Annotated in this window: 24 protein-coding genes; 10 read left to right on the forward strand and 14 right to left on the reverse strand. The window is 70.7% G+C overall.

Annotation, left to right across the window (positions count from 1 at the left end):
• The first annotated feature begins 37 nt into the window (after positions 1 to 37).
• A complete protein-coding gene (locus J5X75_RS07025; protein ID WP_208466450.1) occupies positions 38 to 754 on the forward strand; it encodes a DUF2306 domain-containing protein in 717 nt (238 codons plus the stop codon).
• Positions 755 to 823: 69 nt separating this feature from the next.
• Here the strand turns inward: J5X75_RS07025 and J5X75_RS07030 are convergent, their stop codons facing one another.
• The 3 genes from J5X75_RS07030 to J5X75_RS07040 form a co-directional block, all read right to left on the reverse strand.
• Positions 824 to 2278 (reverse strand): glycoside hydrolase family 18 protein, encoded by a 1455-nt coding sequence (locus tag J5X75_RS07030; protein ID WP_208466451.1) that lies wholly within the window; start codon positions 2276 to 2278, stop codon positions 824 to 826.
• Positions 2279 to 2788: 510 nt separating this feature from the next.
• Positions 2789 to 3229 (reverse strand): HNH endonuclease, encoded by a 441-nt coding sequence (locus tag J5X75_RS07035; protein ID WP_208466452.1) that lies wholly within the window; start codon positions 3227 to 3229, stop codon positions 2789 to 2791.
• A 182-nt stretch (positions 3230 to 3411) separates the two neighbouring features.
• Positions 3412 to 4482 (reverse strand): polyprenyl synthetase family protein, encoded by a 1071-nt coding sequence (locus J5X75_RS07040; protein ID WP_208466453.1) that lies wholly within the window; start codon positions 4480 to 4482, stop codon positions 3412 to 3414.
• A gap of 266 nt (positions 4483 to 4748) precedes the next feature.
• On the opposite strand from J5X75_RS07040, the gene metF reads away from it, so the two are divergent.
• Entirely contained in the window at positions 4749 to 5672 is a 924-nt protein-coding gene (metF, locus tag J5X75_RS07045) for a methylenetetrahydrofolate reductase [NAD(P)H] (RefSeq protein ID WP_208466454.1), read from the forward strand.
• Positions 5673 to 5788: 116 nt separating this feature from the next.
• Complete coding sequence (locus J5X75_RS07050) at positions 5789 to 6454, forward strand: CDP-alcohol phosphatidyltransferase family protein (protein ID WP_208466455.1); 666 nt, start codon at positions 5789 to 5791, stop codon at positions 6452 to 6454.
• A 79-nt stretch (positions 6455 to 6533) separates the two neighbouring features.
• Here J5X75_RS07050 and J5X75_RS07055 read toward each other — a convergent pair whose 3' ends face one another.
• The 3 genes from J5X75_RS07055 to J5X75_RS07065 are packed head-to-tail and all read right to left on the reverse strand — an operon-like array spanning position 6534 to position 7568.
• Positions 6534 to 6884: a lycopene cyclase domain-containing protein gene (locus J5X75_RS07055; protein WP_208466456.1), complete on the reverse strand. Its 351-nt coding sequence runs from the start codon at positions 6882 to 6884 to the stop codon at positions 6534 to 6536.
• Positions 6881 to 7213, reverse strand: coding sequence for a lycopene cyclase domain-containing protein (locus J5X75_RS07060; RefSeq protein WP_188121739.1), 333 nt, complete (start codon positions 7211 to 7213; stop codon positions 6881 to 6883). The genes J5X75_RS07055 and J5X75_RS07060 overlap by 4 nt, the downstream gene beginning before the upstream one ends.
• Before the next feature lie 4 nt (positions 7214 to 7217).
• Positions 7218 to 7568 (reverse strand): Rv2175c family DNA-binding protein, encoded by a 351-nt coding sequence (locus tag J5X75_RS07065; protein WP_208466457.1) that lies wholly within the window; start codon positions 7566 to 7568, stop codon positions 7218 to 7220.
• A gap of 35 nt (positions 7569 to 7603) precedes the next feature.
• Between J5X75_RS07065 and J5X75_RS07070 the strand changes: the two genes are divergently transcribed.
• The 3 genes from J5X75_RS07070 (at position 7604) to J5X75_RS07080 (ending at position 11209) form a co-directional block, all read left to right on the forward strand.
• Positions 7604 to 8272, forward strand: coding sequence for a hypothetical protein (locus J5X75_RS07070; protein ID WP_208466458.1), 669 nt, complete (start codon positions 7604 to 7606; stop codon positions 8270 to 8272).
• Between the two features lie 91 nt (positions 8273 to 8363).
• Entirely contained in the window at positions 8364 to 10352 is a 1989-nt protein-coding gene (gene pknB, locus J5X75_RS07075; RefSeq protein ID WP_208466459.1) for a Stk1 family PASTA domain-containing Ser/Thr kinase, read from the forward strand.
• Complete coding sequence (locus tag J5X75_RS07080; protein ID WP_372450847.1) at positions 10349 to 11209, forward strand: deoxyribonuclease IV; 861 nt, start codon at positions 10349 to 10351, stop codon at positions 11207 to 11209. Before pknB ends, J5X75_RS07080 begins: the two co-directional genes overlap by 4 nt.
• Here the strand turns inward: J5X75_RS07080 and J5X75_RS07085 are convergent.
• Complete coding sequence (locus tag J5X75_RS07085) at positions 11184 to 12026, reverse strand: LysR family transcriptional regulator (protein ID WP_208466460.1); 843 nt, start codon at positions 12024 to 12026, stop codon at positions 11184 to 11186. The two genes, J5X75_RS07080 and J5X75_RS07085, sit on opposite strands and share 26 nt — an antisense overlap.
• A gap of 71 nt (positions 12027 to 12097) precedes the next feature.
• Between J5X75_RS07085 and J5X75_RS07090 the strand changes: the two genes are divergently transcribed.
• Positions 12098 to 12808: a CTP synthase C-terminal region-related (seleno)protein gene (locus tag J5X75_RS07090; RefSeq protein ID WP_208466461.1), complete on the forward strand. Its 711-nt coding sequence runs from the start codon at positions 12098 to 12100 to the stop codon at positions 12806 to 12808.
• Here J5X75_RS07090 and J5X75_RS07095 read toward each other — a convergent pair.
• The 3 genes from J5X75_RS07095 to J5X75_RS07105 all read right to left on the reverse strand — a co-directional run bounded on the left by J5X75_RS07095 (position 12772) and on the right by J5X75_RS07105 (position 16716).
• Entirely contained in the window at positions 12772 to 13791 is a 1020-nt protein-coding gene (locus J5X75_RS07095; RefSeq protein WP_208466462.1) for a threonine aldolase family protein, read from the reverse strand. The genes J5X75_RS07090 and J5X75_RS07095 overlap by 37 nt on opposite strands.
• A complete protein-coding gene (locus tag J5X75_RS07100; RefSeq protein WP_208466463.1) occupies positions 13784 to 15190 on the reverse strand; it encodes a class II 3-deoxy-7-phosphoheptulonate synthase in 1407 nt (468 codons plus the stop codon). The genes J5X75_RS07095 and J5X75_RS07100 overlap by 8 nt, the downstream gene beginning before the upstream one ends.
• Before the next feature lie 62 nt (positions 15191 to 15252).
• Positions 15253 to 16716, reverse strand: coding sequence for a glycosyl hydrolase family 18 protein (locus J5X75_RS07105; protein WP_208466464.1), 1464 nt, complete (start codon positions 16714 to 16716; stop codon positions 15253 to 15255).
• 171 nt (positions 16717 to 16887) lie between these two features.
• Here J5X75_RS07105 and J5X75_RS07110 point away from each other — a divergent pair, with 171 nt between their 5' ends.
• Positions 16888 to 17361 (forward strand): glutathione peroxidase, encoded by a 474-nt coding sequence (locus tag J5X75_RS07110; RefSeq protein ID WP_208466465.1) that lies wholly within the window; start codon positions 16888 to 16890, stop codon positions 17359 to 17361.
• On the forward strand, positions 17358 to 18035 hold the full coding sequence (locus J5X75_RS07115) for a DUF429 domain-containing protein (protein ID WP_208466466.1): 678 nt from the start codon (positions 17358 to 17360) through the stop codon (positions 18033 to 18035). Before J5X75_RS07110 ends, J5X75_RS07115 begins: the two co-directional genes overlap by 4 nt.
• A gap of 170 nt (positions 18036 to 18205) precedes the next feature.
• Here the strand turns inward: J5X75_RS07115 and proC are convergent, their stop codons facing one another.
• From proC to J5X75_RS07130, 3 genes are all read right to left on the reverse strand, one after another.
• Positions 18206 to 19018, reverse strand: a complete 813-nt coding sequence (gene proC, locus J5X75_RS07120; RefSeq protein ID WP_208466467.1) for a pyrroline-5-carboxylate reductase — start codon at positions 19016 to 19018, stop codon at positions 18206 to 18208.
• A 103-nt stretch (positions 19019 to 19121) separates the two neighbouring features.
• On the reverse strand, positions 19122 to 20150 hold the full coding sequence (locus J5X75_RS07125; protein WP_208466468.1) for a 6-phosphofructokinase: 1029 nt from the start codon (positions 20148 to 20150) through the stop codon (positions 19122 to 19124).
• A 449-nt stretch (positions 20151 to 20599) separates the two neighbouring features.
• Positions 20600 to 22078 carry a DHA2 family efflux MFS transporter permease subunit gene (locus tag J5X75_RS07130; RefSeq protein WP_208466469.1) on the reverse strand — a complete coding sequence of 493 codons (1479 nt, stop codon included), beginning with the start codon at positions 22076 to 22078 and terminating at the stop codon, positions 20600 to 20602.
• 100 nt (positions 22079 to 22178) lie between these two features.
• On the opposite strand from J5X75_RS07130, the gene J5X75_RS07135 reads away from it, so the two are divergent.
• Positions 22179 to 22820, forward strand: a complete 642-nt coding sequence (locus tag J5X75_RS07135; protein ID WP_208466470.1) for a TetR/AcrR family transcriptional regulator — start codon at positions 22179 to 22181, stop codon at positions 22818 to 22820.
• Here J5X75_RS07135 and J5X75_RS07140 read toward each other — a convergent pair.
• Positions 22801 to 23295 (reverse strand): polyadenylate-specific 3'-exoribonuclease AS, encoded by a 495-nt coding sequence (locus tag J5X75_RS07140; protein WP_208466471.1) that lies wholly within the window; start codon positions 23293 to 23295, stop codon positions 22801 to 22803. The two genes, J5X75_RS07135 and J5X75_RS07140, sit on opposite strands and share 20 nt — an antisense overlap.
• Positions 23296 to 23315: the final 20 nt, after the last annotated feature.

The following is a 23315-nucleotide window of genomic DNA, read 5'->3' on the forward strand; positions in this document are numbered from 1 at the left end:
GCTCTATGCGTATCACATACGCAGTTAGGAGCGTGACGTGACTCGATGGTGGCAGCGCCCGTGGATCGTTCCTTTCGCGGCGATCGTGGTGATCTTCGTGGCCTTCTCGATCCCGCCGTATCTGAGCTTCGACCCGGCGCGATCCCGCGTCCCGCAGCCACCGGAGCTCGGCGTCGCGCACTTCTGGCTGCTCGTGCCGCACGTGCTGTTCGGCAGCGTGGCTCTGATCAGTTCGGTCTTCCAGATCTGGCCATGGTTCCGCCGCCGGCATCCGGTCGCACACCGGCGGCTCGGCCGGGTCTACGTGTTCGGTGGCGTCCTGCCCGCCGGTGTCGCGGCCCTCACGATCGGCTCGCTCACCCCGTTCGGACCGGCCACCCGGGCCAGCAATGTGCTGCTCGCGGCAGTCTGGCTCTACGTGACCGTGAAAGGCTGGCAGGCCGCCCGCCGACGCCGGTTCGGCGAGCACCGCCGGTGGATGATCCGCAGCTTCGCTCTCACCGCCTCGATCATCACCAACCGTATCTGGGGCGCGATCTTCGTGATAGGCCTGATGCCACAGCTGGAGACGACCTTCCACGGGGATGAAGGACTCCTGGCATGGGTGGCCTCGGCCGCGACGGCCTGGCTCGGGTGGACCATTCCACTGCTCATCGCCGAGTGGTGGCTGGAGCGCGATCGTTCCCGCCGTGGGGCGGGGCCCCGCCGAAGCGCCGAGCCGGCTGAGCCCTGGGATCGGATCACCGCCTCATAGCCGGGCCGCCGAGCCGGATACGCGAGTCGCCCGGCAGCGCACCGGGCGACTCGCTCCACAGGACTCAGATCAGCCGGTGAACTCGGCGAAGATCTTGCTGAACTCGTACGGCTGCTGGGTGATGTTCGTGCACTGGAACAGCGCGCCCGTGCAGGCGTTGCGGTCCCGGGTCATCTCCCAGAAGGAGAGCTCACCGAGGCGGTTTCGCTGGGCGAACTCGACCAGGTCACGGGCGTCCGACTGATCGAAGACGCCGTTGTCGTCGTTCACGCCGAGCATCGGCGTGACGCCGATCATGCGCCACAGCTCGGCGCTGCTCATGCTCGGGTAGAGCGCGGCGAGTTGGTTGTAGGTGCCCTGCGCGGCCTGCTGCGCGAAAGCGCCGTAGTCGCCGCTCTGGTAGTAGTCCATCGCCATGAGGTTGACCACGTCCAGGCTCACCCCGGCGTCACGTGCGGACCGCACGACGTTGAGGCCGTTGTGGTCCAGGCCGGTCGGCAGCACCGGCAGGGTCAACGAGACTTTCAGGTCCGGATTGCCGGCCTGCAGCAGCGCCATCGCCTGCGAGCGGCGCGCGATCGAAGCGGGCTCCGCCACCGCGGCACCCTCGATGTCGAAGTCGATGTACTTCAACCCGTAGGTGCTGATCACCGCCTGATATTCGGCGACCAGGGCGCTCACGTCGGTGCACGGCTGTGCGAGTTCGGCGCCCGTCGCCCCGCCGAACGAGATCTTGACTTCGCCGCCCGACTCCCGCAGCGCCTCGATCTGGTCCAGGTACCAACCTTCGCGCGGGTCGTAGGCGTTGAACCACGACGCCTTGCAGCCGACCGGGGAGGTGATGAAGGCAAGGGTGAAGTTTTTCAGCGTGCTCGCGGTCGCCTCATCGGCCAGCACCGGCGTCGGCCAGGCGCCCATGTCCAGGTACGGCGCCACGCTCAGTGTGGGACCGCTCGGAGGCGACGGCGTCAAGGTCGGGGTGGGCGATGGCGTGGGCGTCGTGGTCGGCGTCGGCGTCGGTGTGGGCGAGGACGTCACGGTGGGCGCGGGCGTAGGCGAGGACGTCCCGGTGGGCGACGGTGTGGGCGAGGACGTCACGGTGGGCGACGGCGTCGCTGAACCGTCGCAGGACACGCCATTGACGGTGCAGTTGACCGGCGCACCCGAGCCGCCGGAGACCACGAACCCGAAGAAGACGCTGCCGCCCGCCGGGACCGTACCGTTGTAGTCCTTGTTCCGGGCGATGACATGCTGGCCGCTGACGCTGGTCTGAGCGTCCCAGGCACTGGACAGGCCCAGTCCCGGCGGCAGGTCGAACGCCACGGTCCAGCTGCTGATGGCGCTCTGCGTACTGTTGATGATGGTGTATTTCGCCTGGTATCCGGTACCCCAGTCGCTGTCCTTGCTGAACGCCGCGGTCACGTTTCCGGCAGCCTGGGCCGGCCGGGCCAGGGTCGCCGCGCCGAGGGCCAGAACGGCGGCTCCGAGGACGGCCAGCTTCCGGGCAAGCCTGCGTCTTGCCATGGTCAACCTCCCGATCGGTACCGATATGAGCTACACGCACATCTCGGTATGGAATAGAATGATCAGTCCGCATCCCGCGCGAAATCCTCCAGCGCGTGCTGATCCGCACGGGCGGAGAGAATCCGAATGGAGAAGGTCGAGCCGCGCGGAATCAGCGCAGCCTGCTCAGCCCTCTGCGCAGAGGGTCGCGCGGACGGAAACGGCGGCGCAGACCCGGGCTCTGCGGCCCAACCGTCTCCGCACCCGGGCAGAAGAGTGGCGCCGGCGACGTCAACCGTGCGCCCACGGGTCACGCTAACCGAACCCGGCGATCGCCTGGCCGGAAATCGGAATGTGCGGGGCGCCCGGCACGGGCTTCCGCGGGATGCCCTGTGCGGGGAATCGAAACCATCTCGTTCGGCGGGAGAAAGCCGCACGCGCCTTGCTAAGGGTGGGCGGCCGGCGGGTCCCCGTGTAAACCCGCCGGCCGCCGCTTGAGGGGAAGGTCTGGCACTGCCGATGGCGCCGCGATCAGGTGAGGGTTACCGCCCAGATCGGGGCGAACGGGGTCACCCGGAGCGGCATGCGGGCCTCGGCGGGGGTGCGGTCGCGCTTGCGGTTGTTGCAGCGACCGCAAGCCGCGACGGTGTTCAGCCATTCGTTGCGGCCACCTCGCGAGCGGGGCACGACATGGTCGATGGTCGAGGCGGAGTCACCGCAGTAGGCGCACTTCCGCCCGTCCCGCAGCAGCACACCGGCCCGCGACCACGCCGGCCCGCGCCCGCGCCGCCACCGCGTCACCACGTAGGAGACCAGCCGCACCACGGTCGGCACCGGGTAGACCCCGATCCGGGTGTCCGGCTGGGCCTCGTGCACCACGGCGACCTGGCGGAACAACATCCGGATCGCGTGCCGGAGGCTGACCCGGTGCAGCGGCCCGCAGTCGGCATTCAGAACCAGAACCGCACTCATTTCGTCACCCCCCGGAAAATCGTTTGCGCAATAGGGAATCCACAGGTCAAGGGCGCTCCACCCCGACGGATTCGCTGAGGAGAAAAATAGGCTGCGGCATCGACCACCGACAACCGAATAAAGATCCCGCAACGCAGCGAGGCCCCGACAAGCGGGGCCTCGGAGGGGGGTGCGTGTTGCGGTCAGACGGAACGGCGGGTGGAGGCCTCGGCCAGGGCGTGCAGGACGGTTCGGGCCTCGTCCTCGATGGGGGCCTCGGCCAGGGCGGTCAGGGCCTCGGTGGTCAGGGTTTCGATCCGGGATTCGGTGGCGGCCAGGGCGCCCGCTTCCCGGATGATCGTCCGAAGGCGTTCGACGCCGGTGTCGTCCAGGGCCGGGTCGCCGAGGGCCGACTCCAGGTGCTGCCGGGTGGCCTCGTCCACCGCCTGGTAGGCCGCGGCCACCAGATAGGTTCGCTTGCCCTCGCGAAGGTCGTCGCCGGCCGGTTTGCCGGTCTGGACCGGGTCGCCGAAGACGCCCAGGACGTCGTCCCGCATCTGGAAGGCCTCGCCGAGCGGCAGGCCGAACGCCGCGTACGACGCGAACACCTCGGGGCCGCCGCCGGCCAGGGCCGCGCCCAGCAGCAGAGGGCGTTCGACCGTGTACTTCGCCGATTTGAAACGGGCCACCTTGCCGGCGCGTTCCAGGGACGTGTCGCCGGTCGCCTGGGTGAGCACGTCCAGATACTGGCCGACGGTCACCTCGGTCCGCATCTGGTCGAAGACCGGACGCGCCCGGGCCAGGTCGGCCAGTGCCATCCCGGACGAGTGGAGCAGCTCGTCGGACCAGACCATGGCCAGGTCGCCGAGCAGCACCGCCGCCGAGTCACCGAACCCGGCCGCCGGGCCCCGCCAGCCCTCGGCCGTGTGCAGCAGCTCGAACCGCCGGTGCACCGACGGCTCCCCGCGCCGGGTGTCGGACCGGTCCATCAGGTCGTCGTGGATCAGCGCGCTCGCCTGCACCAGCTCCAGCGCCGAGACGGCCGCCACCACCTCGTCCGAGTCGGCGCCGCCCGCGCCGCGGAAACCCCAGTACGCGAACGCCGGCCGCAGCCGTTTGCCGCCACCGAGCACGAACGCCGACACCGCGTCCGCCACCTCGGCCAGCGCCGTGTCGATCTCCAGCAGGTGGGCGCGCTGGGTGGCGAGGAAACCGGAGAGCGCCTTGTCGACACGTGTTCGCAGGCCGGCCGACTCGAGCGGAGAGTTCGTCACGGAGTCGACGCTATCTGGTCGTCCGTCCCCCTGTTCGGTCGTATCACCGTGATCCACCGGTCGGCCCCACGCGGCCACGGACGGTCACCTGCCCGGAGCGCGCGTCGCGGCCGCGACGGCTCACCCGGATCCCGGGGTACGGCGAAACGGCGCACCTGATATTGCGGACGCTTCCTCGCGTACCGGAAAAATCAGACCGCCTAGAGTGACCGGCCCGGACGTTCGGGCGGATCATCGAGGGCCGTGTGACCGGTAGAGTGCTCACCGTGTCTCTCGGACTTCCCTCCCGGCTTCCCGGCGGGCCGTCGGTCGGTGAGCTGATCCGCGGCCCGGTGCCCACCTTCTCGTTCGAGTTCTTCCCACCGAAGACGCCGGCCGGTGAGCAGCTGCTCTGGCAGGCGATCCGGGAGCTGGAGTCGCTGCGGCCCAGCTTCGTCTCGATCACCTACGGGGCGGGCGGCACCACCCGGGACACCACCGTCGCCGTCACCGAACGTGTCGCCACCGAGACGACGCTGCTGCCGATGGCGCACCTCACCGCGGTGAACCACTCCGTCGCCGAGTTGCGCAACGTCATCGGCCGGCTGGCGGGTGCCGGCATCAGCAACATCCTGGCGGTTCGCGGCGACCCGCCCGGCGACCCGATGGGCGAGTGGGTGCGGCATCCCGACGGGATCCTGTACGCGGAGGACCTGGTCCGCCTGATCCGTGCGGCCGGTGATTTCAGCGTCGGGGTGGCGGCGTTCCCCTACAAGCACCCGCGCTCGGCCGACGTGGAGAGCGACACTCGGCACTTCGTCCGCAAATGCCGGGCCGGGGCGGATTTCGCGATCACCCAGATGTTCTTCGACGCCGAGGACTATCTACGTCTTCGCGATCGGGTCGCGGCCTCGGGCAGCGACACCCCGATCGTGGCCGGAGTCATGCCGGTGACCCGGATGGCCACCATCGAACGGTCCGTCCAGCTCTCCGGCGCGGCCTTCCCGCCAGCTCTGCTCGAGCGGTTCGAGCGGGTCGCCGGGGACGAGGAGGCGGTGCGGGCGCTGGGCATCGAGACGTGCGTGGAGATGTGTGCCCGGCTTCTGGACGAGGGTGTTCCCGGGATCCACTTCATCACCCTGAACCGGTCCACCGCGACCCGGGAGGTCTGGCAGCAGCTGGCCCCTGCCGAGGTCGCGACCGCCGCCTGACCGGTGCGCCCGGTTCCCCGGCATCACGCCCCGTCGCCCGCGGCCAGCTGCCCGGCAACGCTGTCTCGGGGCCCGCGAGACGGCGCTGGAAGCCAGCCGGGGTTCGGGGGTTCGCCGTGACCTGGGATCAGTACGCGGAGGTGTGGGCGGGGCTGCACGGCGGCTTTGATCCGCGACGGGCGTCGGTGCTGGTGCGTGGGTGGGTGCGGCTGGCGTACCGGATCGGGTCCTGGCTCGGGGCCCGGCGGGTCACGCCGTTCACGGTGACCCTCGCCGGGGTGCTGTTCTGCCTGGCCGTGCCGCTCGCCGCGCCGGCCGGGGCGCCCGGTCTCGCGTTCGGCGCCGCGCTGGTGCTGGTCGCGGCGGTCGCGGACGGGCTGGACGGGGCGGTCGCCGTGATCACCGGGCGGGTCAGCCGGGCCGGATACGTGTACGACTCGGTCGCCGACCGGATCGGTGAGGCCGCCTGGCTGGCCGCCTTCTGGCTGGCGGGCGCACCGGCCTGGCTCACGGTCGGCGCCGGGGCGGCGAGTTGGCTGCACGAGTACGTTCGCGCGCGGGCCACGGCCGCCGGCATGCCGGACATCGGCGTCGTCACGGTCGGGGAACGGCCCACTCGCGTCGCCGTCACCGTCGCAGGATTGATCGTCGCTTCGGCGGCCGCCGTGGTCGCCCCCGGCCGGGTCACCACGGTGCTCGCCGTCACCGTCGCGGCCTGGCTGATTCTCCAGCTCGTCGGGCTGGCGCAGCTCACCGTCGCGGTCCGCGCCGCCCTCCGCTGATCCGGCCGGGGCGTTACGCGCACTCGGAGAGCAGCGGTCCGCACCCACCACCGAGATGCGACATCCTGATGGTGATTTTTCAGTTGCGAAGGCGGCGGAGCAGGGCGCTGCCGTCGCCGGCCGCGGGGGTGCGCTGGATGCCGCGGCGGCCCAGGGTGATCCAGATGGAGAGGGTGAGCAGGACCAGGGCGAAGCCGAAGAGGAGGTCTTCCACCGGGGCGTGGACGAGGCGCCAGCCGATGATCGCCGCCGGGTCGTAGACGACGATCTCGCGCCCGGTCAGAATGCCGTTCGATATCAACTGAAACGTGAAGATGATCGGGTATGTCGCCCAGAACACCAAACGGGTGACTAAACGGGTACGAAGGACGAACAGGTCGATCGCCACCACGACAACGACGCCGAGAAGTGCTGCTGTGGTGTATGTCACAATTCCTCGTCTCCAGCCGGGCGGCGCAGTACGGCCCGGACCGCCTCGAAGCCGAGAATGGCGCACAACGGCACGACCAGGAAGAAAAGCACCTCGTCCAGGGGCAGATCGCCGGGCAGGTGAACGCCGGTGATCTGCTCCGGGTCGAATGTCCAATGCCCAGCGGCTATGGCGGCCAGATCCCACAGGATGAAGACCGCCGCCACGGGCAGGATCGTCAGGATCAGGCGGCGCCCGCGGCGAAGCACGTTGACCTTGAGGATCGGCTCCAGCCAGAGTGCCGCCAGCAGGCACCCGGCCAGGACGGACAGGTAGCCGAACTGCCGCATCCGGTCAGAAGCCGAGGGCCTGGGCGCGCCGCTTCGCCTCGCGGGCGAGCGGGCCGCCGAGGGCGGTGGCGGCGTTCCCGCCGAGGGCCTCGTCCGGTTCGTAGAGCCACCGGAGGGCTTCTTCGTCGTTGTACCCGGCGTCATGCAGCAGGGTCAGAACGCCGGGCAGGTGCTTGAGCACGGTCGCGTTGGCGACCAGTTCGGCCGGCACCACCCGGATGCCGTCCCGGCGGACCGCGAGCAGCGCGCGCTCACGGATCAGCTGGTGCACCTTACTGATCGGCACACCAAGCTTTTCGGACACATCCGGCAGGGTGATCCATCCGGCCGGGCCGGTGGTTACGGGTTCGGTCACCTGTACAGCGTGCCAGACAGATCGGAGGACAGTTGATGAGCCTGTGGCGGAGCATCCGCGGGGAGATGGCCGGGGCCTGGCGTTCGGTCTGCTACGACCTGGGCCGCCGGCCGGCCGCCGGGGAGCAGCGCCCGGACGTCACCTCGACCGGGATGTCCACCTTTCCGGAGTCCCTCGTGGATCTGCCGGAGGGACCGCGACGGACCGATGCCCGGCCCCCACGGCGATTTGTCGCGGTTACCACGTTCTGTGCGCTCGGGCTGACCGGCGCGGCCGGGTCCTATCTGGTCGCCACCACGACGTTCGCCGGGCGGATGGACGATCGGGCGAGCATGCCGCCGGCGGTCGCGGCGCCGCTGCCGGACGAGGCGGAACCGGTGGGCGGGGTGGCCGGGATGGGCGCCGTGCCGGTGGCCCGGGAGCGACGGCCGCGGGTCGTCACGAAGACCACCCCGGATCCCGTTTCGAGCCCGGCGCGGACGACCGCACCCACCACCCGGCCGCCGGCCGTCGCGCGGACCTCCGCACCGGGCTGTGACTGCGAGACGCCACCGGCCCCGACACCTACCGCCGCGCCCTCGGCGACGTCCGCCGAACCGGACATTTCAGTCTCCCCGTCGCCGAGCGAAAGCGTGTCCCCCACCCCGGACATCAGCCGGCCAAGCGGCTCCGGTGATCGCCGCCACCGCCGCTGGCGTCACTGAAGTGCTGGTCACACCGGTCTAGGTACCCGTTTGGACTCAGCTGTGACATCCTGGGTCACCCCCGCTGGAAAGACACATACACTTCACGCCGATGGACACCACAGTCGCCGATACGTTGATCGGCACAACGATTGACGGGCGCTACCGGATCACCGGTCGCGTCGCCCGTGGTGGCATGGCGACCGTCTACCGCGCCACCGACGAGCGGCTCGAGCGCACCGTCGCACTGAAAATCATCCACCCCTCGCAGGCCACCAACGTCCACTTCGTCGACCGGTTCACCGACGAGGCCAAGACGATCGCCCGCCTCACGCACCCGAACGTCGTGGCCGTCTACGACCAGGGCCGCCACCAGGGTCTCCCCTACCTGGTGATGGAGTTCGTGCAGGGCAAGACGTTGCGTGAGCTGCTCAGCCAGCGGGTCAAGCTGACGCCGGTCGAGGCGCTCGCGATCCTCGAGCAGATGCTCGCCGCGATCGCCGCCGCGCACCGCGCCGGTCTGGTGCACCGCGACGTCAAGCCGGAGAACGTGCTGGTCGCCGAGGCGCCCAGCGGCGGTTCCGCGGACCTGGTGGACGCCGTGGTCAAGGTCGCCGACTTCGGTCTGGCGCGGGCCATCGAGGCGAGCACCGTCGACGACACCGGGCAGCTCATGGCGACCGTGGCCTACGTGGCCCCGGAGCTGGTGCAGACCGGTCAGGCGGACGCGCGTACCGACGTCTACTCGGCCGGCGTCGTGCTCTTCGAGATGCTCACCGGCCGGGTGCCGTACGACGGCTCCGAACCGATCGAGGTGGCCTGGCAGCACGTGGACAACGACGTGCCGGCCCCGTCCTCGATCGTTCCGGGCCTGCCGCCGGTCCTCGACCAGCTCGTCACCCGGGCCACCCGGCGTGACCCCGGCTCCCGGCCCACCGACGCCGGCGCCCTGCTGAGCGAGGTGCAGACGGCCCGCGACGGCCTCGGCGTCACCCACGTGGAGACGGCGATGCTGCGCCAGATCCCGGGCCGCGCCGCCGACGCCACCACGATCGTGCCCACCGTGTCCGCGCCCGACGCGACGGCCGTCGTGCCGCCGGTCCAGGGTGGCAACTATCAGGCGTCGCACCGCCCGTCCTGGGCGCGGCTGCCGGAACAGGGCGGCCGGAACAGCGCGCCGCACCGGCGGAACGCCCCGCCCGCCGCCGGTCTGGCCGGGTTCTTCGAGGACCGCCGCCGGGTCATGCTGACCGCGCTGGTCGCCCTGATGGCGCTGGTCGTGATCGGCAGCACCTGGTGGGTCACCTCCGGGCGGTACGTGGAGACCCCGCAACTGCTCACGATGAGCCAGGACCAGGCGGTCGCGTACGCGAAGCAGCAGGGTTTCGAGGTGTTCCTCGGTGACGGCCAGTACGACGAGATCGTGCCGAAGGGTTCGGTGGTCACGCAGGACCCGCTGCCCGGTTCGAAGATCGTCAAGGGCGACACGATCCGGGTGATCCTGTCGCTGGGCCCCGAGGTGCATCCGGTTCCGGAGCTGGAGGGTCAGGAGCTGACCTATGCCAAGGCCGAGCTGGAGGCGCTGAAGCTGAAGGTGAAGCAGGGCAAGGCGGTCTACAGCGACACCGCGCCGGAGGGTGTGGTGGTCTCCACCGACCCGAAGGCGGGCACCGAACTCAAGCCCGGTTCGACGGTGACGCTGGTGCTGAGCAAGGGCAAGGCGCCGATCACGGTGCCCAACCTGGTCGGCGAGAACATCAACAACGCCCGGACGATCCTGGCGCAGCGGGGCCTGCAGGCCGCCGAGGAGACGGTGGAGAGCGAGGAACCCGCCGACACGGTGATCGGGCAGAGCCCCAAGGCCGGCACCGGCGCGGAGAAGAACACCAAGGTCACCCTGCAGGTGAGCAAGGGTCCCGACCAGATCGTCCTGCCCGACCTGACGAACCAGCCGTGCCAGCAGGCGCAGGCCACACTGGTGGCCTCGGGCTTCCAGGTACAGATCAACATCGACCCGAACGCCACGGTCCGGCAGCAGAACCCGCCGGGTGGCACTCCGGTCCCGCCGAACAGTGTGGTGCAGCTGACTTGCTTCCTGTGAGCCATCGGATCGGTTCGCACACGAAGACGTCGGGAGGGCTGGCCAAGGCCGCCCTCCCCTACGTCGACGCGGCGGGCTCGGAAACCCTTCAGGTGTACGTCTCCAACTCCCGTGGCTGGGCGCTGCCGGCCGGCGACCCGAAGCAGGACACCCTGTTCCGGGACGGGATCGGCGAGCGGGACCTGCCCGCGTACATTCACGCGTCGCTGCTGGTGAACCTGGGTTCGCCGACCGAGCTGACGGTGGAGCGGTCGGTCGCCACGCTGGAGCACGCCCTGCTGCGCGGTAAGGCGATCGGTGCGACCGCGGTCGTCTACCACGCCGGCAGCTCGGTCGACGAGTCGCACGCCGGCAAGGCGCTGCACCAACTGCGCGAGGCGCTGCTGCCGCTGCTCGACCGGGCGTCCGCCGAGGGTCTGCCCCGGCTGCTGGTGGAGCCGAGCGCGGGCGGCGGGCGCAGCCTGGCGTCGAAGGTGCAGGATCTGGAGCCCTACCTCGCGGCGGTGGAGAACCACCCGTGGATGGGCGTCTGCTTCGACACCTGCCACGCCTGGGCGGCCGGGCACGACCTGGCCACCCCGGGCGGCATGACGGCGACCCTGGACGCGCTGCTCGCCGCGGTGGGGCCGGACCGGCTGCAGCTGATCCACGCCAACGACTCGAAGGACGAGTGCGGCTCGACCCGGGACCGGCACGAGACGATCGGCGCGGGCCGGATCGGGTCGGCGCCGTTCGCGGAGCTGTTCGCGCATCCGGCCACCGCCGGGGTGCCGATCATCGTGGAGACGCCGACCGTCGAGCACGAGGGGCACGCGGCCGACATCGCCCTGCTCAAAGGGCTGCGAGAAGCTCGCTGAGGCGGGCCGCCGGCGCCTCGGCCCCCGGCCCGCGCAGCAACTCCACCCGGTGCGTCAACTGGAGCACCGGGATCCCGGTGAGCTCCCCGATCGCCGTGGCCGGCAGCACCGCCAGCCCGTGCCCGGCCGCGATCAGGCCACGCAGGATCGCCACGTCGGCGCCGTCGTAGCGCAGCCCGACCTGGAGGCCGTCGACGGGAAGCCGGGCGAACGGCGTCACCTCGGGCGCATCGATCCAGTACGCGTCGACCAGGTCCGCCAGGTTCACCGTGGCACGGCGGGCCAGCGGATGCCCGGCCGGAACGGCGACGACGGCGGTGTCCTCGGTGATGCCGACGGCGCCCGCCTCCGGCAGCGGCAGCGGGTCGCTCGGCGCCGTGAAACCGTCGACGAGGGCGAGGTCGAGTTCGCCGGTGGCGACGGCGGCGACGATCCGATCCCGGCCGGCGACCAGCACCCGGCTGCGCAGCCGGCCCGGCTCGGCGCGGATCCGGGTCAGCGCGGCGGCCACCCGGCGTGTCCAGGCGAGCGGGGTGATCCCGACGATCAGCCGGCCGGGCGGGGCGACCGCCCGGGTCACGTCGGCGCGGGCCGCCTCCAGCCGGACCAGGATCAGCGTGGCGTGCCGGTGCAGGCGTTCCCCGGCCGGGGTGAGGGCCACCGGGCGGCGGGTCAGCAGCGGGGTGCCGAGGTCGGCCTCCAGGGCGGCGATCTGTTGGGAGACCGCGGACTGGGTGAAGTTGAGTCGCTCGGCGGCGGCCGAGAACGACCCGGTCTCCGCGACGGTCACGAAGGTGCGCAGCAGATGAGGGTCCACATCAGCGATGCTAATGCGGCTTTCACCAACGATCGTTGGACCTGATCTCGTTTGAGCGGGAGGCTGGGTCCATGAGAACAATCGCCCTGGTCGGCGACCGGTCACCGGCCGTTCGCGCGCACACCCGCATTCCCGCCCTGCTCGACGTCCTCCGCGACGAGGAGGACTTCGACGTGTTCTGGATGCCGACGCCCGACGCCGAGGATCCGGAGGCGCTGGCCGGTTACGACGGGATCTGGCTGGTGCCGGGCAGTCCGTACCGGAGCGTGCCGGGGGCGCTCACCGCGGCGCGGGTCGCCCGGACCGGGAACAAGCCATTCCTCGGGACGTGCGGCGGCTTCCAGCACGCGATGCTCGAGTTCGCCCGCGACGTCTGCGGTTTCACCGAAGCCCAGCACGCTGAGTACGGCGCTGCCGGCGACGACGACCTGATCGTCGAGCTGACCTGCTCGCTGGTCGGCCACGAGGCGGCCGTCGACCTGGCGCCCGGCTCACTGATCGAGCGGTTGCTCGGCACCTCCCGGACGGTGGAGCGCTACCACTGCGGCTACGGCCTCGACCCATCCCACCAGGCGCTGCTGGCCGAGCACGGGATGCTGTTCACCGGGCATGACGAGTCCGGGGAGGTTCGGGTGGCCGAGCTACCCGGCCACCCGTTCTTCCTGGCCACTCTCTTCCAGCCGGAACTGGCCGGAGACGGGTCGGACCCCCATCCGGTGATCCGCGGCTGGATCGCGGCGGTTCGTCAGGCCAGCAGCTCGCTGAGGACCTCGATGGTCTGATCCATCGACGCGTCGTCCAGATCCAGGTGGGTGACGAGGCGGGCCACCCGCGGCAGCATGGCCGAGATCAGGACGCCACGCTCGGCGGCCCGCGCGGTCAGCGTGGGCGCGTCCAGATCGTGCTTCGACAGATCCAGGGGGACCAGGTTCGTGCGCACCTGTTCCGGGTCGACCACGCCGTAGGGGGCGAGGGCCTCGGCGATGATCCGGGCGCGCTCGTGGTCCTCGGTGAGCCGCTGGATGTGGTGGTCGAGCGCGTACCGGCCGGCGGCCGCCAGAATGCCCACCTGCCGCATGCCGCCGCCCATCCGCTTGCGGATCAGCCGGGCCCGGGTGATCCGCTCCCGGCTGCCGATCACCAGCGACCCGACCGGCGCGCCCAGACCCTTGGAGAGGCAGACCGACAGGGTGTCGAAGAGGGCGCCGTACTCGGCGAGGGTCACCCCGTCGGCGACGTGCGCGTGCCAGATCCGGGCGCCGTCGCAGTGCAGCGCCACTCCCTGGGCGTCGGCCACCGCGCGCAGGTGCTGCAAGGTGGCGAGCGGGATGACACCGCCGCCGCCCAGGTTGTGGGTCTGCTCGACGGCGATCGCGGCGGTCGGCACCGAGGGGTAGCCGGCCGGGCGGATCATCGCGGCGATCCGCTCGACGTCCAGGGCGGCGCCCTCCGAGCCCCAGGTGCGCGTGGAGATGCCGCCGTAGAGCGCGGCGCCGCCCAGCTCGTAGGTGACCACGTGCGCGTCCGCGCCGGCCAGCAGCTCGCCGCCGGCCGGGACGACGAGTTGCAGCGCGATCTGGTTGGCCATCGTGCCGGACGGCGTGAACAGCGCCGCCTCGTGCCCGAACAGCTCGGCCACGTACGCCTCGAACGCGTTGACCGTGGGGTCGTCGCCGAACACGTCGTCGCCGACCGCGGCCTTCGCCATCGCCTCCCGCATGCCCCTGGTGGGTCGGGTGACGGTGTCCGAACGCAGGTCAGCCACGGAGCATCTCGGCGACGAGGAACGCCAGCTCCAGGCTCTGCTGCGTGTTGAGGCGCGGGTCGCAGGCGGTCTCGTAGCGGTCGGGCAGGTCGAGGTCCTCGATGCCCTGGGCGCCGCCGAGGCACTCGGTGACGTCCTCGCCGGTCAGCTCGATGTGGATGCCGCCCGGGTGGGTGCCGAGGCCGCGGTGCACCTCGAAGTAGCCGAGCACCTCGTCGACGACCCGGTCGAAGTGGCGGGTCTTGTAGCCGTTCGACGACTCGTGGGTGTTGCCGTGCATCGGGTCGCACTGCCAGACGACCTTGGCGCCGGAGGCGTGCACCTTCTCCACGATGGGCGGCAGCACGTCACGGACCTTGCCGTTGCCCATCCGGCTGATCAGGGTGAGCCGGCCCGGGACATTCTCCGGGTTCAGCTTCTCGCACAGCTCGATGGCGGTCTCCGGCGACGTGCCGGGGCCGATCTTGACGCCGATCGGGTTGGCGATGCGGCTGATGAAGTCGATGTGCGCGTGGTCGAGCTGGCGGGTGCGCTCGCCGATCCACAGGAAGTGGCCGGACAACCCGTAGGCCTTGCCGTTGGAGACCCGGGTGAGCGCCCGGTCGTACTCCAGGGCGAGGGCCTCGTGCGAGCAGTAGAGGCTGACCGTGCGCAGCGCCTCGTTGTCGGTCATGCCGCAGGCGCGGATGAAGTCGAGGGCGCGGTCGATCTCGCGGGCGATCGCCTCGTAGCGCTCGCCGGCCGGGGAGGCGCGGACGAAGTCCTTGTTCCAGTCGTGCAGCCCGTGCAGGTCGGCGAGACCACCCGAAAGATATGCCCGGAGCATGTTCATGGCGGCGGCGGAGTTCGCGTACGCCCGGATCATGCGCTGCGGGTCGGCGACGCGGGCCGCCTCGTTCGCGTCCAGCGAGTTGATCAGGTCGCCCCGGTAGGCGGGCAGGCCCAGCGAGTCGGTCAGCGACGAGCGCGGCTTGGTGTACTGCCCGGCGACCCGGGCCACCTTCACCACCGGCATCGAGGCGCCGTAGGTCAGCACCACCGCCATCTGGAGCAGGGTGCGCGCGTTGGCGAGCAGGTGGCTCTCGGTGTTGTCCGCGAACGTCTCGGCGCAGTCGCCGCCCTGGAGCAGGAACGCCCGTCCCTCGCAGACCTCGGCGAGCCGGTGCCGGAGCTGGTCGACCTCGTACGGCGCGACGATCGACGGCACGTTGTCGAGGACCTTGCAGACCTCGGCGACCTCGCCCATGTCCGGCCAGGGCGGCATCTGCACCCGCGGCAGGGACCGCCAGTGGTCGAGGCCGAGCGCCTCGTCCTCGGCGGAGTCGGTGGACGGGCGGGACGTCTGGAAGGCCGGGTTGCCCACCCCGGGATGACTGAGCTGATGCCACTCACGGCGCATGCCGGAAAGCGTACGGAAGGGGGGCACCGGGCCTGCGCCCGGTGCCCCCCTCACGAGACGGATTACAGGTTGTTCTTGATGGCGGTGATCAGCTCGCCGTTGGTGGTGTCACCGGAGAGCTCCCAGAAGAACGCGCCGCCGAGGCCCTGGTTCTTCGCGTAGGTCAGCTTGCCGGCGATGGTCGACGGGGTGTCGTAGCCCCACCAGTTGTTGCCGCAGTACGCGTACGCCGTACCGCCGACCGTGCCGGTGGCCGGGCACTTGGTCTTCAGGACCTTGTAGTCCTCGATGCCGGCCTCGTAGGTGCCGGTCGCCGCGCCGGTCGCCGTACCGCCGGGGGCGGCCTGGGTGACGCCGGTCCAGCCACGGCCGTAGAAGCCGATGCCCAGCAGGATCTTGCTGGCCGGGACGCCCTTGCTCTTGAGCTTCTGCACGGCGGCGTCGGAGTTGAAGCCGGCCTGCGGGATGCCGGTGTACGAGGTCAGCGGCGAGTGCGGGGCGGTCGGGCCCTGGGCGTTGAACGCGCCGAAGTAGTCGTAGGTCATCGGGAAGACCTTGTCGAGCTTCGCGATGCCGGCCGCGTAGTCGGCGACGTCGAGCTTGCCGCCGTTGCTGCCGTCGGCGGAGATCGCCGAGGTGATCAGGTTGTTGCTGCCGAACTTGTTGCGCAGCGCGGTCAGCACGTTGGCGTACGCCTGCGGGCCGCTGGCGTCGCAGGAGAGACCACAGGCGTTCGGGTACTCCCAGTCGATGTCGATGCCGTCGAAGACGTCCGCCCAGCGCGGGTCCTCGACCAGGTTGTAGCAGCTGTCGGCGAAGGCGGTCGGGTTCGCGGCCGCCTGGGTGAAGCCGCCGGACCAGGTCCAGCCGCCGACCGAGTAGATCACCTTGAGGTGCGGGTACTTCTTCTTGAGCTTGCGGAGCTGGTTGAACGAGCCACGCAGCGGCTGGTCCCAGGTGTCCGCGACGCCGTCGACGCTCTCCGCCGCGGTGTACGCCTTCTCGTAGTCGGCGTAGGAGTCACCGATCGAGCACCGGCCGCCGGTGGTGTTGGCGAACGCGTACAGGATGTGGGTCATCTTGGACGCCGAGCCGGACGTGTCGATGTTCTTGACGTGGTAGCCGCGGCCGTAGACGCCCCACTCGGCGAAGTAGCCGACGACCCACTTGGAGCCGGGGTTCACCGTCGGGCTGGTGGTGGGCGGCGTGGTCGGCGGTGTCGTCGGGGTGGTGGTGGGCGTGGTGGTCGGGGGCGTGGTCGGGGTGGTGCCACCCTCACAGACGCCGCTGTCGGTCCAGACCGCCCACTCGGTGCTGTTGGTGGCCGGGGACTCGTTCTGGGTCCACCACTTGGCGGTGTAGTTGTGGCCGTTCTGCGAGGCGACGTTGCCCTTGACGTAAACGGCGGAAGAAGACCATGCGGGGGCACATGCGGTGGCCGCTGACGCCGACACGACCGGAACCGCGACGCTCGCCGCGGTCACGACCGCGCCGGCGAACAGAGCCCGGCGGGTGGTTTTGTGCACGGGGATGTCTCCTCAACAGTTAGGAAACTTTCCAAAGAATTGGATGAAGAGACCGTAGTCACATCGATTAACAACAGTCAAGCCAGGTGAACACCTTTAAGGGTTCTTTAACATCGGGACTTGGGCCACGACGGGATGCAATCAAGCGGACACACCCAGTAGTCTTCCGTCATGACCATCTTCGACGTCAGCATTGGCGCCCTCACCGGTGGCGCGACCGAATTGGACCGTTACCGCGGATCGGTCGTGCTGGTGGTCAATGTGGCCTCTCGCTGCGGCCTGACCCCGCAGTACAGCGCATTGCAGAAACTCTACGAAACCTATCGCGACCGTGGCCTGGTGCTGGTCGGCGTCCCCTGCAACCAGTTCGGCGGTCAGGAGCCAGGCACCGCGGACCAGATCGAGCAGTTCTGCCGGGTCGACTACGGCGTCACCTTCCCGGTGACCGAGAAGGTCGAGGTCAACGGACCGGGTCGGCACCCCCTCTACCGGGAGCTGATCGGTGACGGCGGCGACATCGAGTGGAACTTCGAAAAGTTCGTGGTCGCCCCGGACGGGACGGTCGCCGCCCGCTTCGCCCCCGGCACCACGCCGGACGACGGCGAGCTGATCGCGACGATCGAGAAGCTGCTGCCGCATCGATGAGCATTCACGTCATCGGGGTCGACGCGTACGCGCTCGGCTGGGTCGGCGTCGAATTGCGCGACGGCGCCTTCGGGCGGGCGGTGCTGGCCGCCACCCTCTACGAGATCGTCGCCGGCAGCTCCGGCGCCGCCGTCATCGGCGTGGACATCCCCCTCGGCATGCTCGCGGACCGCTGGCGCGCCGCCGACACCCTCGCCGCCGACCAGCTCGGGCCACGCCGCGGCAGCGTCTTCCGGGTGCCACCGCGCGCCGTCTGGCAGGAAACCGACTTCACCTCGGCGAACCGCCTCTGCCGCGAGCTGACCGGGGCCGGCCTGAGCCGCCAGTCCTGGGCCCTGCGCCCCAAGCTGCTCGAGGCCAACGCCATCTGGGAACGCCATCCCGGCCTGCTCTTCGAGGCCCACCCGGAGCTGTCCTTCCGGACCATGGCCGGCGAGCCACTCCCCCACGCCAAAAAGACATGGAGCGGCCAGGCCCGCCGCCGCGAACTCCTCGCCCGCAACGGCATCGTCCTGCCGGAACGCCTCGGCCCGGCCGGTCAGGCGCCACCCGACGACGTCCTGGACGCGGCCGCCGTCGCGTGGACCGCCCATCGGGTCGCCACCGGCACGGCGCTCAGCCACCCCAGCCCCCCGGAAGAGGAGAACGGCAGCCGCATCGCCATCTGGTATTGAAAACCCGTTTCCGGTACGGGACCGCCCGTCCCCGACCGCGAACGACGCCGTCCCGTGGCACGCCGCGATCGCACTGCCCGGTCCCGCCCGCGAGGCGCTTCCGGGCTCAGATCGGTGGCCGCGGCTGGACGCCGCACGGGCCTGGAGACGGCGCTGAGGGGTGGCTGGGGCTACTTCGCCTGGGAGGCTATGTCTCGGGCCCGGTTGCGGGCCGCTTCGAGGGCGTCGAGGAGCGCGGCGCGGACACCGTGCTTCTCCAGTTCGTGGATGGCGGCGATGGTCGTACCGGCCGGGGAGGTGACCGCCTCGCGCAGCTTGACCGGGTGCTCGCCGGAGTCGCGCAGCATCACGGACGAGCCGATCGCGGTCTGCACGATCAGCTCGTGCGCCACCTGGCGGGGCAGGCCGAGCAGGACACCGGCGTCGATCATCGCCTCGACCAGCAGGTAGAAGTAGGCCGGACCGGAGCCGGAGAGCGCGGTGACCGCGTCCTGCTGCGACTCGGGCACCCGGATGGTCACGCCGAGCGGCTTGAACATCTCCTCGGCGACGGCCAGGTGTTCGCCGCCGGCGTGCGGGCCCGCCGAGATCGCGGTCATCGCCTGGTCGACCAGTGCCGGGGTGTTCGTCATGACCCGCACGACCGGGGTGCCCTCCGGCAGCCGGGCGGCGAAGAAGCTGGTGGGCAGGCCGGCGCAGAGCGACACGATCAGCTTGTCGGCCGTGATCTTCCCGCCGATCTCGTCGAGGAGCGCGCCCGCGTCCTGTGGCTTCACCCCGACGGCCAGGATGCCGGCCCGGCTGACGGCCTCCGCGTTGTCGACGACCGTCACGCCGTACCGGTCGGCCAGCTCGGCGCCGCGGGCCGCCCGCCGGACGGTGACCAGCAGCCGCTCGGCGGGCCAGCCGGAGCGGAGCAGGCCGGAGAGGACGAGTTCACCCATCTTGCCGGCCCCGATGACCGCGACGGTTTGCTCGGGCAACGCAGACTCCTCGATCTCGGTTCCGGCCGGCTGTCAGTGCCGACAGCCGGCCGGGAAAACGCGGAATGCCGGGGACCGGACGGCCCCCGGCATTCCCGGTCGATCAGTTGCCGAAGAAGACCTCGGCCTCTTCGTACCGCTCGAGCGGAACGGTCTTCAGCTCGCCGGTGCCCTCGATCAGCGGGATCCGGACGACGTCGGTGCCCTTGAGCGCGACCATCTTGCCGAAGTCGCCCTCGTGCACGGCGTCGATCGCCTGCAGGCCGAAGCGGGTGGAGAGCACCCGGTCGAACGCGGTCGGGGTGCCGCCGCGCTGGATGTGACCGAGGACGACCGTGCGGGCCTCCTTGCCGGTCTTCTCCTCCAGCTGCTCGGCCAGCCACTGGCCGATGCCGCCGAGGCGGACGTGGCCGAAGCTGTCCAGCTCCTGGTTGTGCAGCACCATCTGGCCGTCGAGCGGCTGGGCGCCCTCGGCGACGACGACGATCGGCGCGTACTCCACCTGGAAGCGCTTGGTCACGTAGGTGGCGACCTGCTCGACGTCGAACTGGCGCTCCGGCAGCAGGATCACGTTGGCGCCACCGGCGAGACCGGCGTGCAGCGCGATCCAGCCGGCGTGGCGGCCCATGACCTCGACGACCAGGGTGCGGTGGTGCGACTCGGCGGTGGTGTGCAGCCGGTCGATGGCCTCCATCGCGATGTTGACCGCGGTGTCGAAGCCGAAGGTGTAGTCGGTGCCGTTCAGGTCGTTGTCGATCGTCTTCGGCACGCCGACGACGTTGACGCCCAGGTCGTGCAGCTTGGTCGCGACGCCGAGGGTGTCCTCGCCGCCGATCGCGACCAGCGCGTCCACGCCCTGCTCGGCCAGGTTGGCCTTGATCTTCTCGACACCGCCCTCGATCTTGAACGGGTTGGTGCGCGAGGAGCCCAGGATGGTGCCGCCGCGGGGCAGGATGCCACGGACCTCAGCGATACCGAGCGGCTTGGTGAGACCCTCCAGCGGGCCCTTCCAGCCGTCGCGGAAGCCGACGAACTCGTGACCGTAAGCGGTCACGCCCTTACGGACCACGGCGCGGATGACCGCGTTGAGACCGGGGCAGTCGCCGCCACCGGTGAGCACGCCGATACGCATTATTCTTCCCCCTGGATCGGGTAGCGAAGTGCGGATAGCCCGTCGAGGCCCCAGGGACGATTTCGTCGGCAGCGTTGCCGGCCCGGGGCGGGCCCGCAATCGCACTCTAGTCGCCGCACCTGAGGCGGGTGAACGCGCCCCACAGAAACCGGACTGTTTTGGCGCGGAGCGCCCCGATCGCGCGGCGCCCCCGGAATCCCGGCCGAGAGCTGCGGGAACGACGAGGGGCCACACGATCAGTGATCGTGTGGCCCGTGGTCTGCGGGTGTGGGCGGCGCGGCCTGGAGAGGGACCCGCTCCTCACCCCGGCGGTCGCGCCGCGGCCCGGTGTCCCGCCCGGCTCGCGTGGCGCCCAGCGGGCGGCCGCTGTGTTCTCGCGGGCCTCGCCGCTCGTACCGGAAAGGGTCGGGACGTGAGGGTGACCGGCCCCGGAGAGCGTGGCCGGGCCGTCAGTGGGCCATGGCGGGCGGGGCGTCCGGGTCGACGTCGAGCGGGCCGGTGCGGAAGAGCACCGCGGCGACGACGGCGGCCAGGACGAAGAAGCCGGCCGACCACCAGAACACCGTGTGGTAGCTCGCCAACGCGGCCTGGGCCTGGACCAGCGGGGTCGGCTCCTGGCCGGCCATGTGGTCGGCGGCGGCGGTGGCGGCGAACGAGCTGAGCAGCGCGGTGCCGATGGAGCCACCGATCTGCTGAACCGTGTTGATCATCGCGGAGGCGACACCGGCGTCACGGTGTTCGACGCCGGAGGTGGCGGCGTTCTGGGTCGGCGCGAAGACCAGGCCGAGGCCGAGGCCGATGATGATCAGGCCGGGCAGGACGCCGGACACGTAGGTGGAGTCGAGCTCGAGGCGGGTCAGCAGGGTCATGCCGCCGGCCGCGACCAGGGCGCCGACCGGGACCAGCGGGCGCGGGCCGACCTTGGGCGCGAGCATCGATCCGGCGGTGGTGGCGGTGAGCATCACCGCGCCGAGCATCGGCAGGAAGGCCAGGCCGGTCTCGATCGGGGTGAACCGCAGGATGCCGGCCAGGTAGTACGTGAGGAAGAGGAAGATGCCGAACATGCCGGCGCCGGCGATCGCGATGGAGGCGTAGGAGCCGCCGCGGTTACGGTCGAGGACGACGCGCAACGGCAGCAGCGGGTGCGTGGAGCGGCGCTCGATCAGCACGAAGGCGGTGAGCAGGACCAGGCCGGCGAGGATCGGGCCGAGGGTGGTGGCGCCGGTCCAGCCGTCGCTCTCGGCGTTGGCCAGGCCGTAGACGAGAGCCACCAGGCCGGCGACGGCGGTGATCGTCCCGGGGACGTCGATCCGGCCGTGCGCGGGGACCGGCTCGTCGCGCAGCTTGAGGAAGGCGCCGGCCACGGCGATCGCGGCGATCACCAGGTTGACGTAGAGGCACCAGCGCCAGGAGACGTACTCGGTGAGCACGCCGCCGAGCAGCAGGCCGATGCCGCCGCCCGCGCCGGAGATGGCGCCGAAGATGCCGAACGCCTTGCCGCGCTCGGCGGGCTCGGTGAACGTGGTGGACAGCAGCGACAGCGCGGCGGGGGCCAGCGCGGCGCCGAAGACGCCCTGGAGGGCGCGGGCCACGATGAGCAGCTCCAGGCTGCCCGCGGCGCCGCCGAGCGCGGAGGCCAGGGCGAAACCGACCAGGCCGATGACGAACATCCGCTTGCGGCCGAAGAAGTCGGAGAGCCGGCCGCCGAGCAGCAGCAGGCTGCCGAAGGCGAGGGCGTAACCGGTGACCACCCACTGCCGGCCGTGGTCGTCGAAGCCGATGTCGGCCTGGGCGGTGGGCAGGGCGATGTTCACGATGGTGGCGTCCAGCACGACCATGAGCTGCGCCAGAGCGAGCACGACGAGCGCCCACCAGCGCCCCGCCTCACGTCCGGTGGACGGCGGCCGATCAATAACGGTGCTGCTCATGCGGGAGCCTTCCGACGCTAAGTTGAGGTACGTCCTCCACTTCGGCAGGCTAGCAGCAGAAGTTGAGGAATCCCCTCCACTTAGTTGTAGGCTTGGCCACATGGCCCTTCGGCGCGACGCTCAGCGCAACCGGGAGCGGATCCTCTCCGCCGCCCACGAGGTCTTCGCCGCCCGTGGGTTCGCGGCCACCCTCGACGACGTGGCCCACCACGCGGGCGTGGGCGTGGGCACGGTCTACCGGCGGTTCCCCACCAAGGAGGAGCTGATCGAGGCGGTCTTCACCGACCGGCTGGAAGACCTGGTGACCCTCGCCGAGGAGGCGCTCGCCGCCCCGTCCGCCTGGGAGGGGCTCACCGGCTTCCTGCGCACGTCGGCGCGCTGGCACGCGGCCGACCGCGGCCTGCGCGACGCCGCGCTGAGCATGGACGAGCAGCATTTCACGACGGCGAGCGAGCAGATCGTCCCGCTGCTGGAGCAGATCATGGAGCGCGCGCACGCCGAGGGCACGCTCCGGGCCGATGCCGGGTTCCACGACTTCCCGATCATCATGGCGATGGTCACCGAGCTGGCGCAGCACAGCGCCGACTGCCGGCCCGGCCTCTACGAGCGCTATCTGGAGCTGGTGATCGACGGCCTGCGGGCCCGGCCGGACAACGGCTCACTCGGCCACGCGCCGACCGACACCGACATCCGCGCGGTCATGCGGCAGTGCGTCCCGCCGCTCAGGCCTTCGCGGACATAGCGTTCCACCGGGCCAGGTTGTGCCGCGCGTCGACCAGGGCGTCGTGCCGGCCGGCCATCTCCGGCAGGTGCGGGCGGCCCAGATCGTCCCACCGCTGGCGCAGGTCCTTGGTGAACCGCGGGATCTCCCGGGGCAGGGCCGGCATGGCGCCCCACAGCTGGGCGAGCGCGACGTGGTCGTAGGCCGCGTACCAGGCCCAGAGCTCCATCTGCTCGTTGCGGCCGCGGATCGGCTCGACCAGGAACTCGTACAGCTCCTCGCGGATCCGCTCCCGGCTGCGCCACGCCCGGTCGGACGGGGACGGCAGCTTGTCGAGCACGTTGCGGCGCACCCAGGGCACGGCGCGGGAGTCGTCGAACTCGGTGCTGACCGCGTAGAACTCCCGGCCGAACTCGTCGACGACACCGATCGAGACCAGGTCGACGATCCGGCCGTCCTCGATGAACTCGCAGTCATAGAAATAGCGGTATGGCATCGGGGTCCATCCTGACCCAT

The organism is Actinoplanes flavus (genome assembly GCF_017592555.1).
Taxonomy (GTDB): domain Bacteria; phylum Actinomycetota; class Actinomycetes; order Mycobacteriales; family Micromonosporaceae; genus Actinoplanes; species Actinoplanes flavus.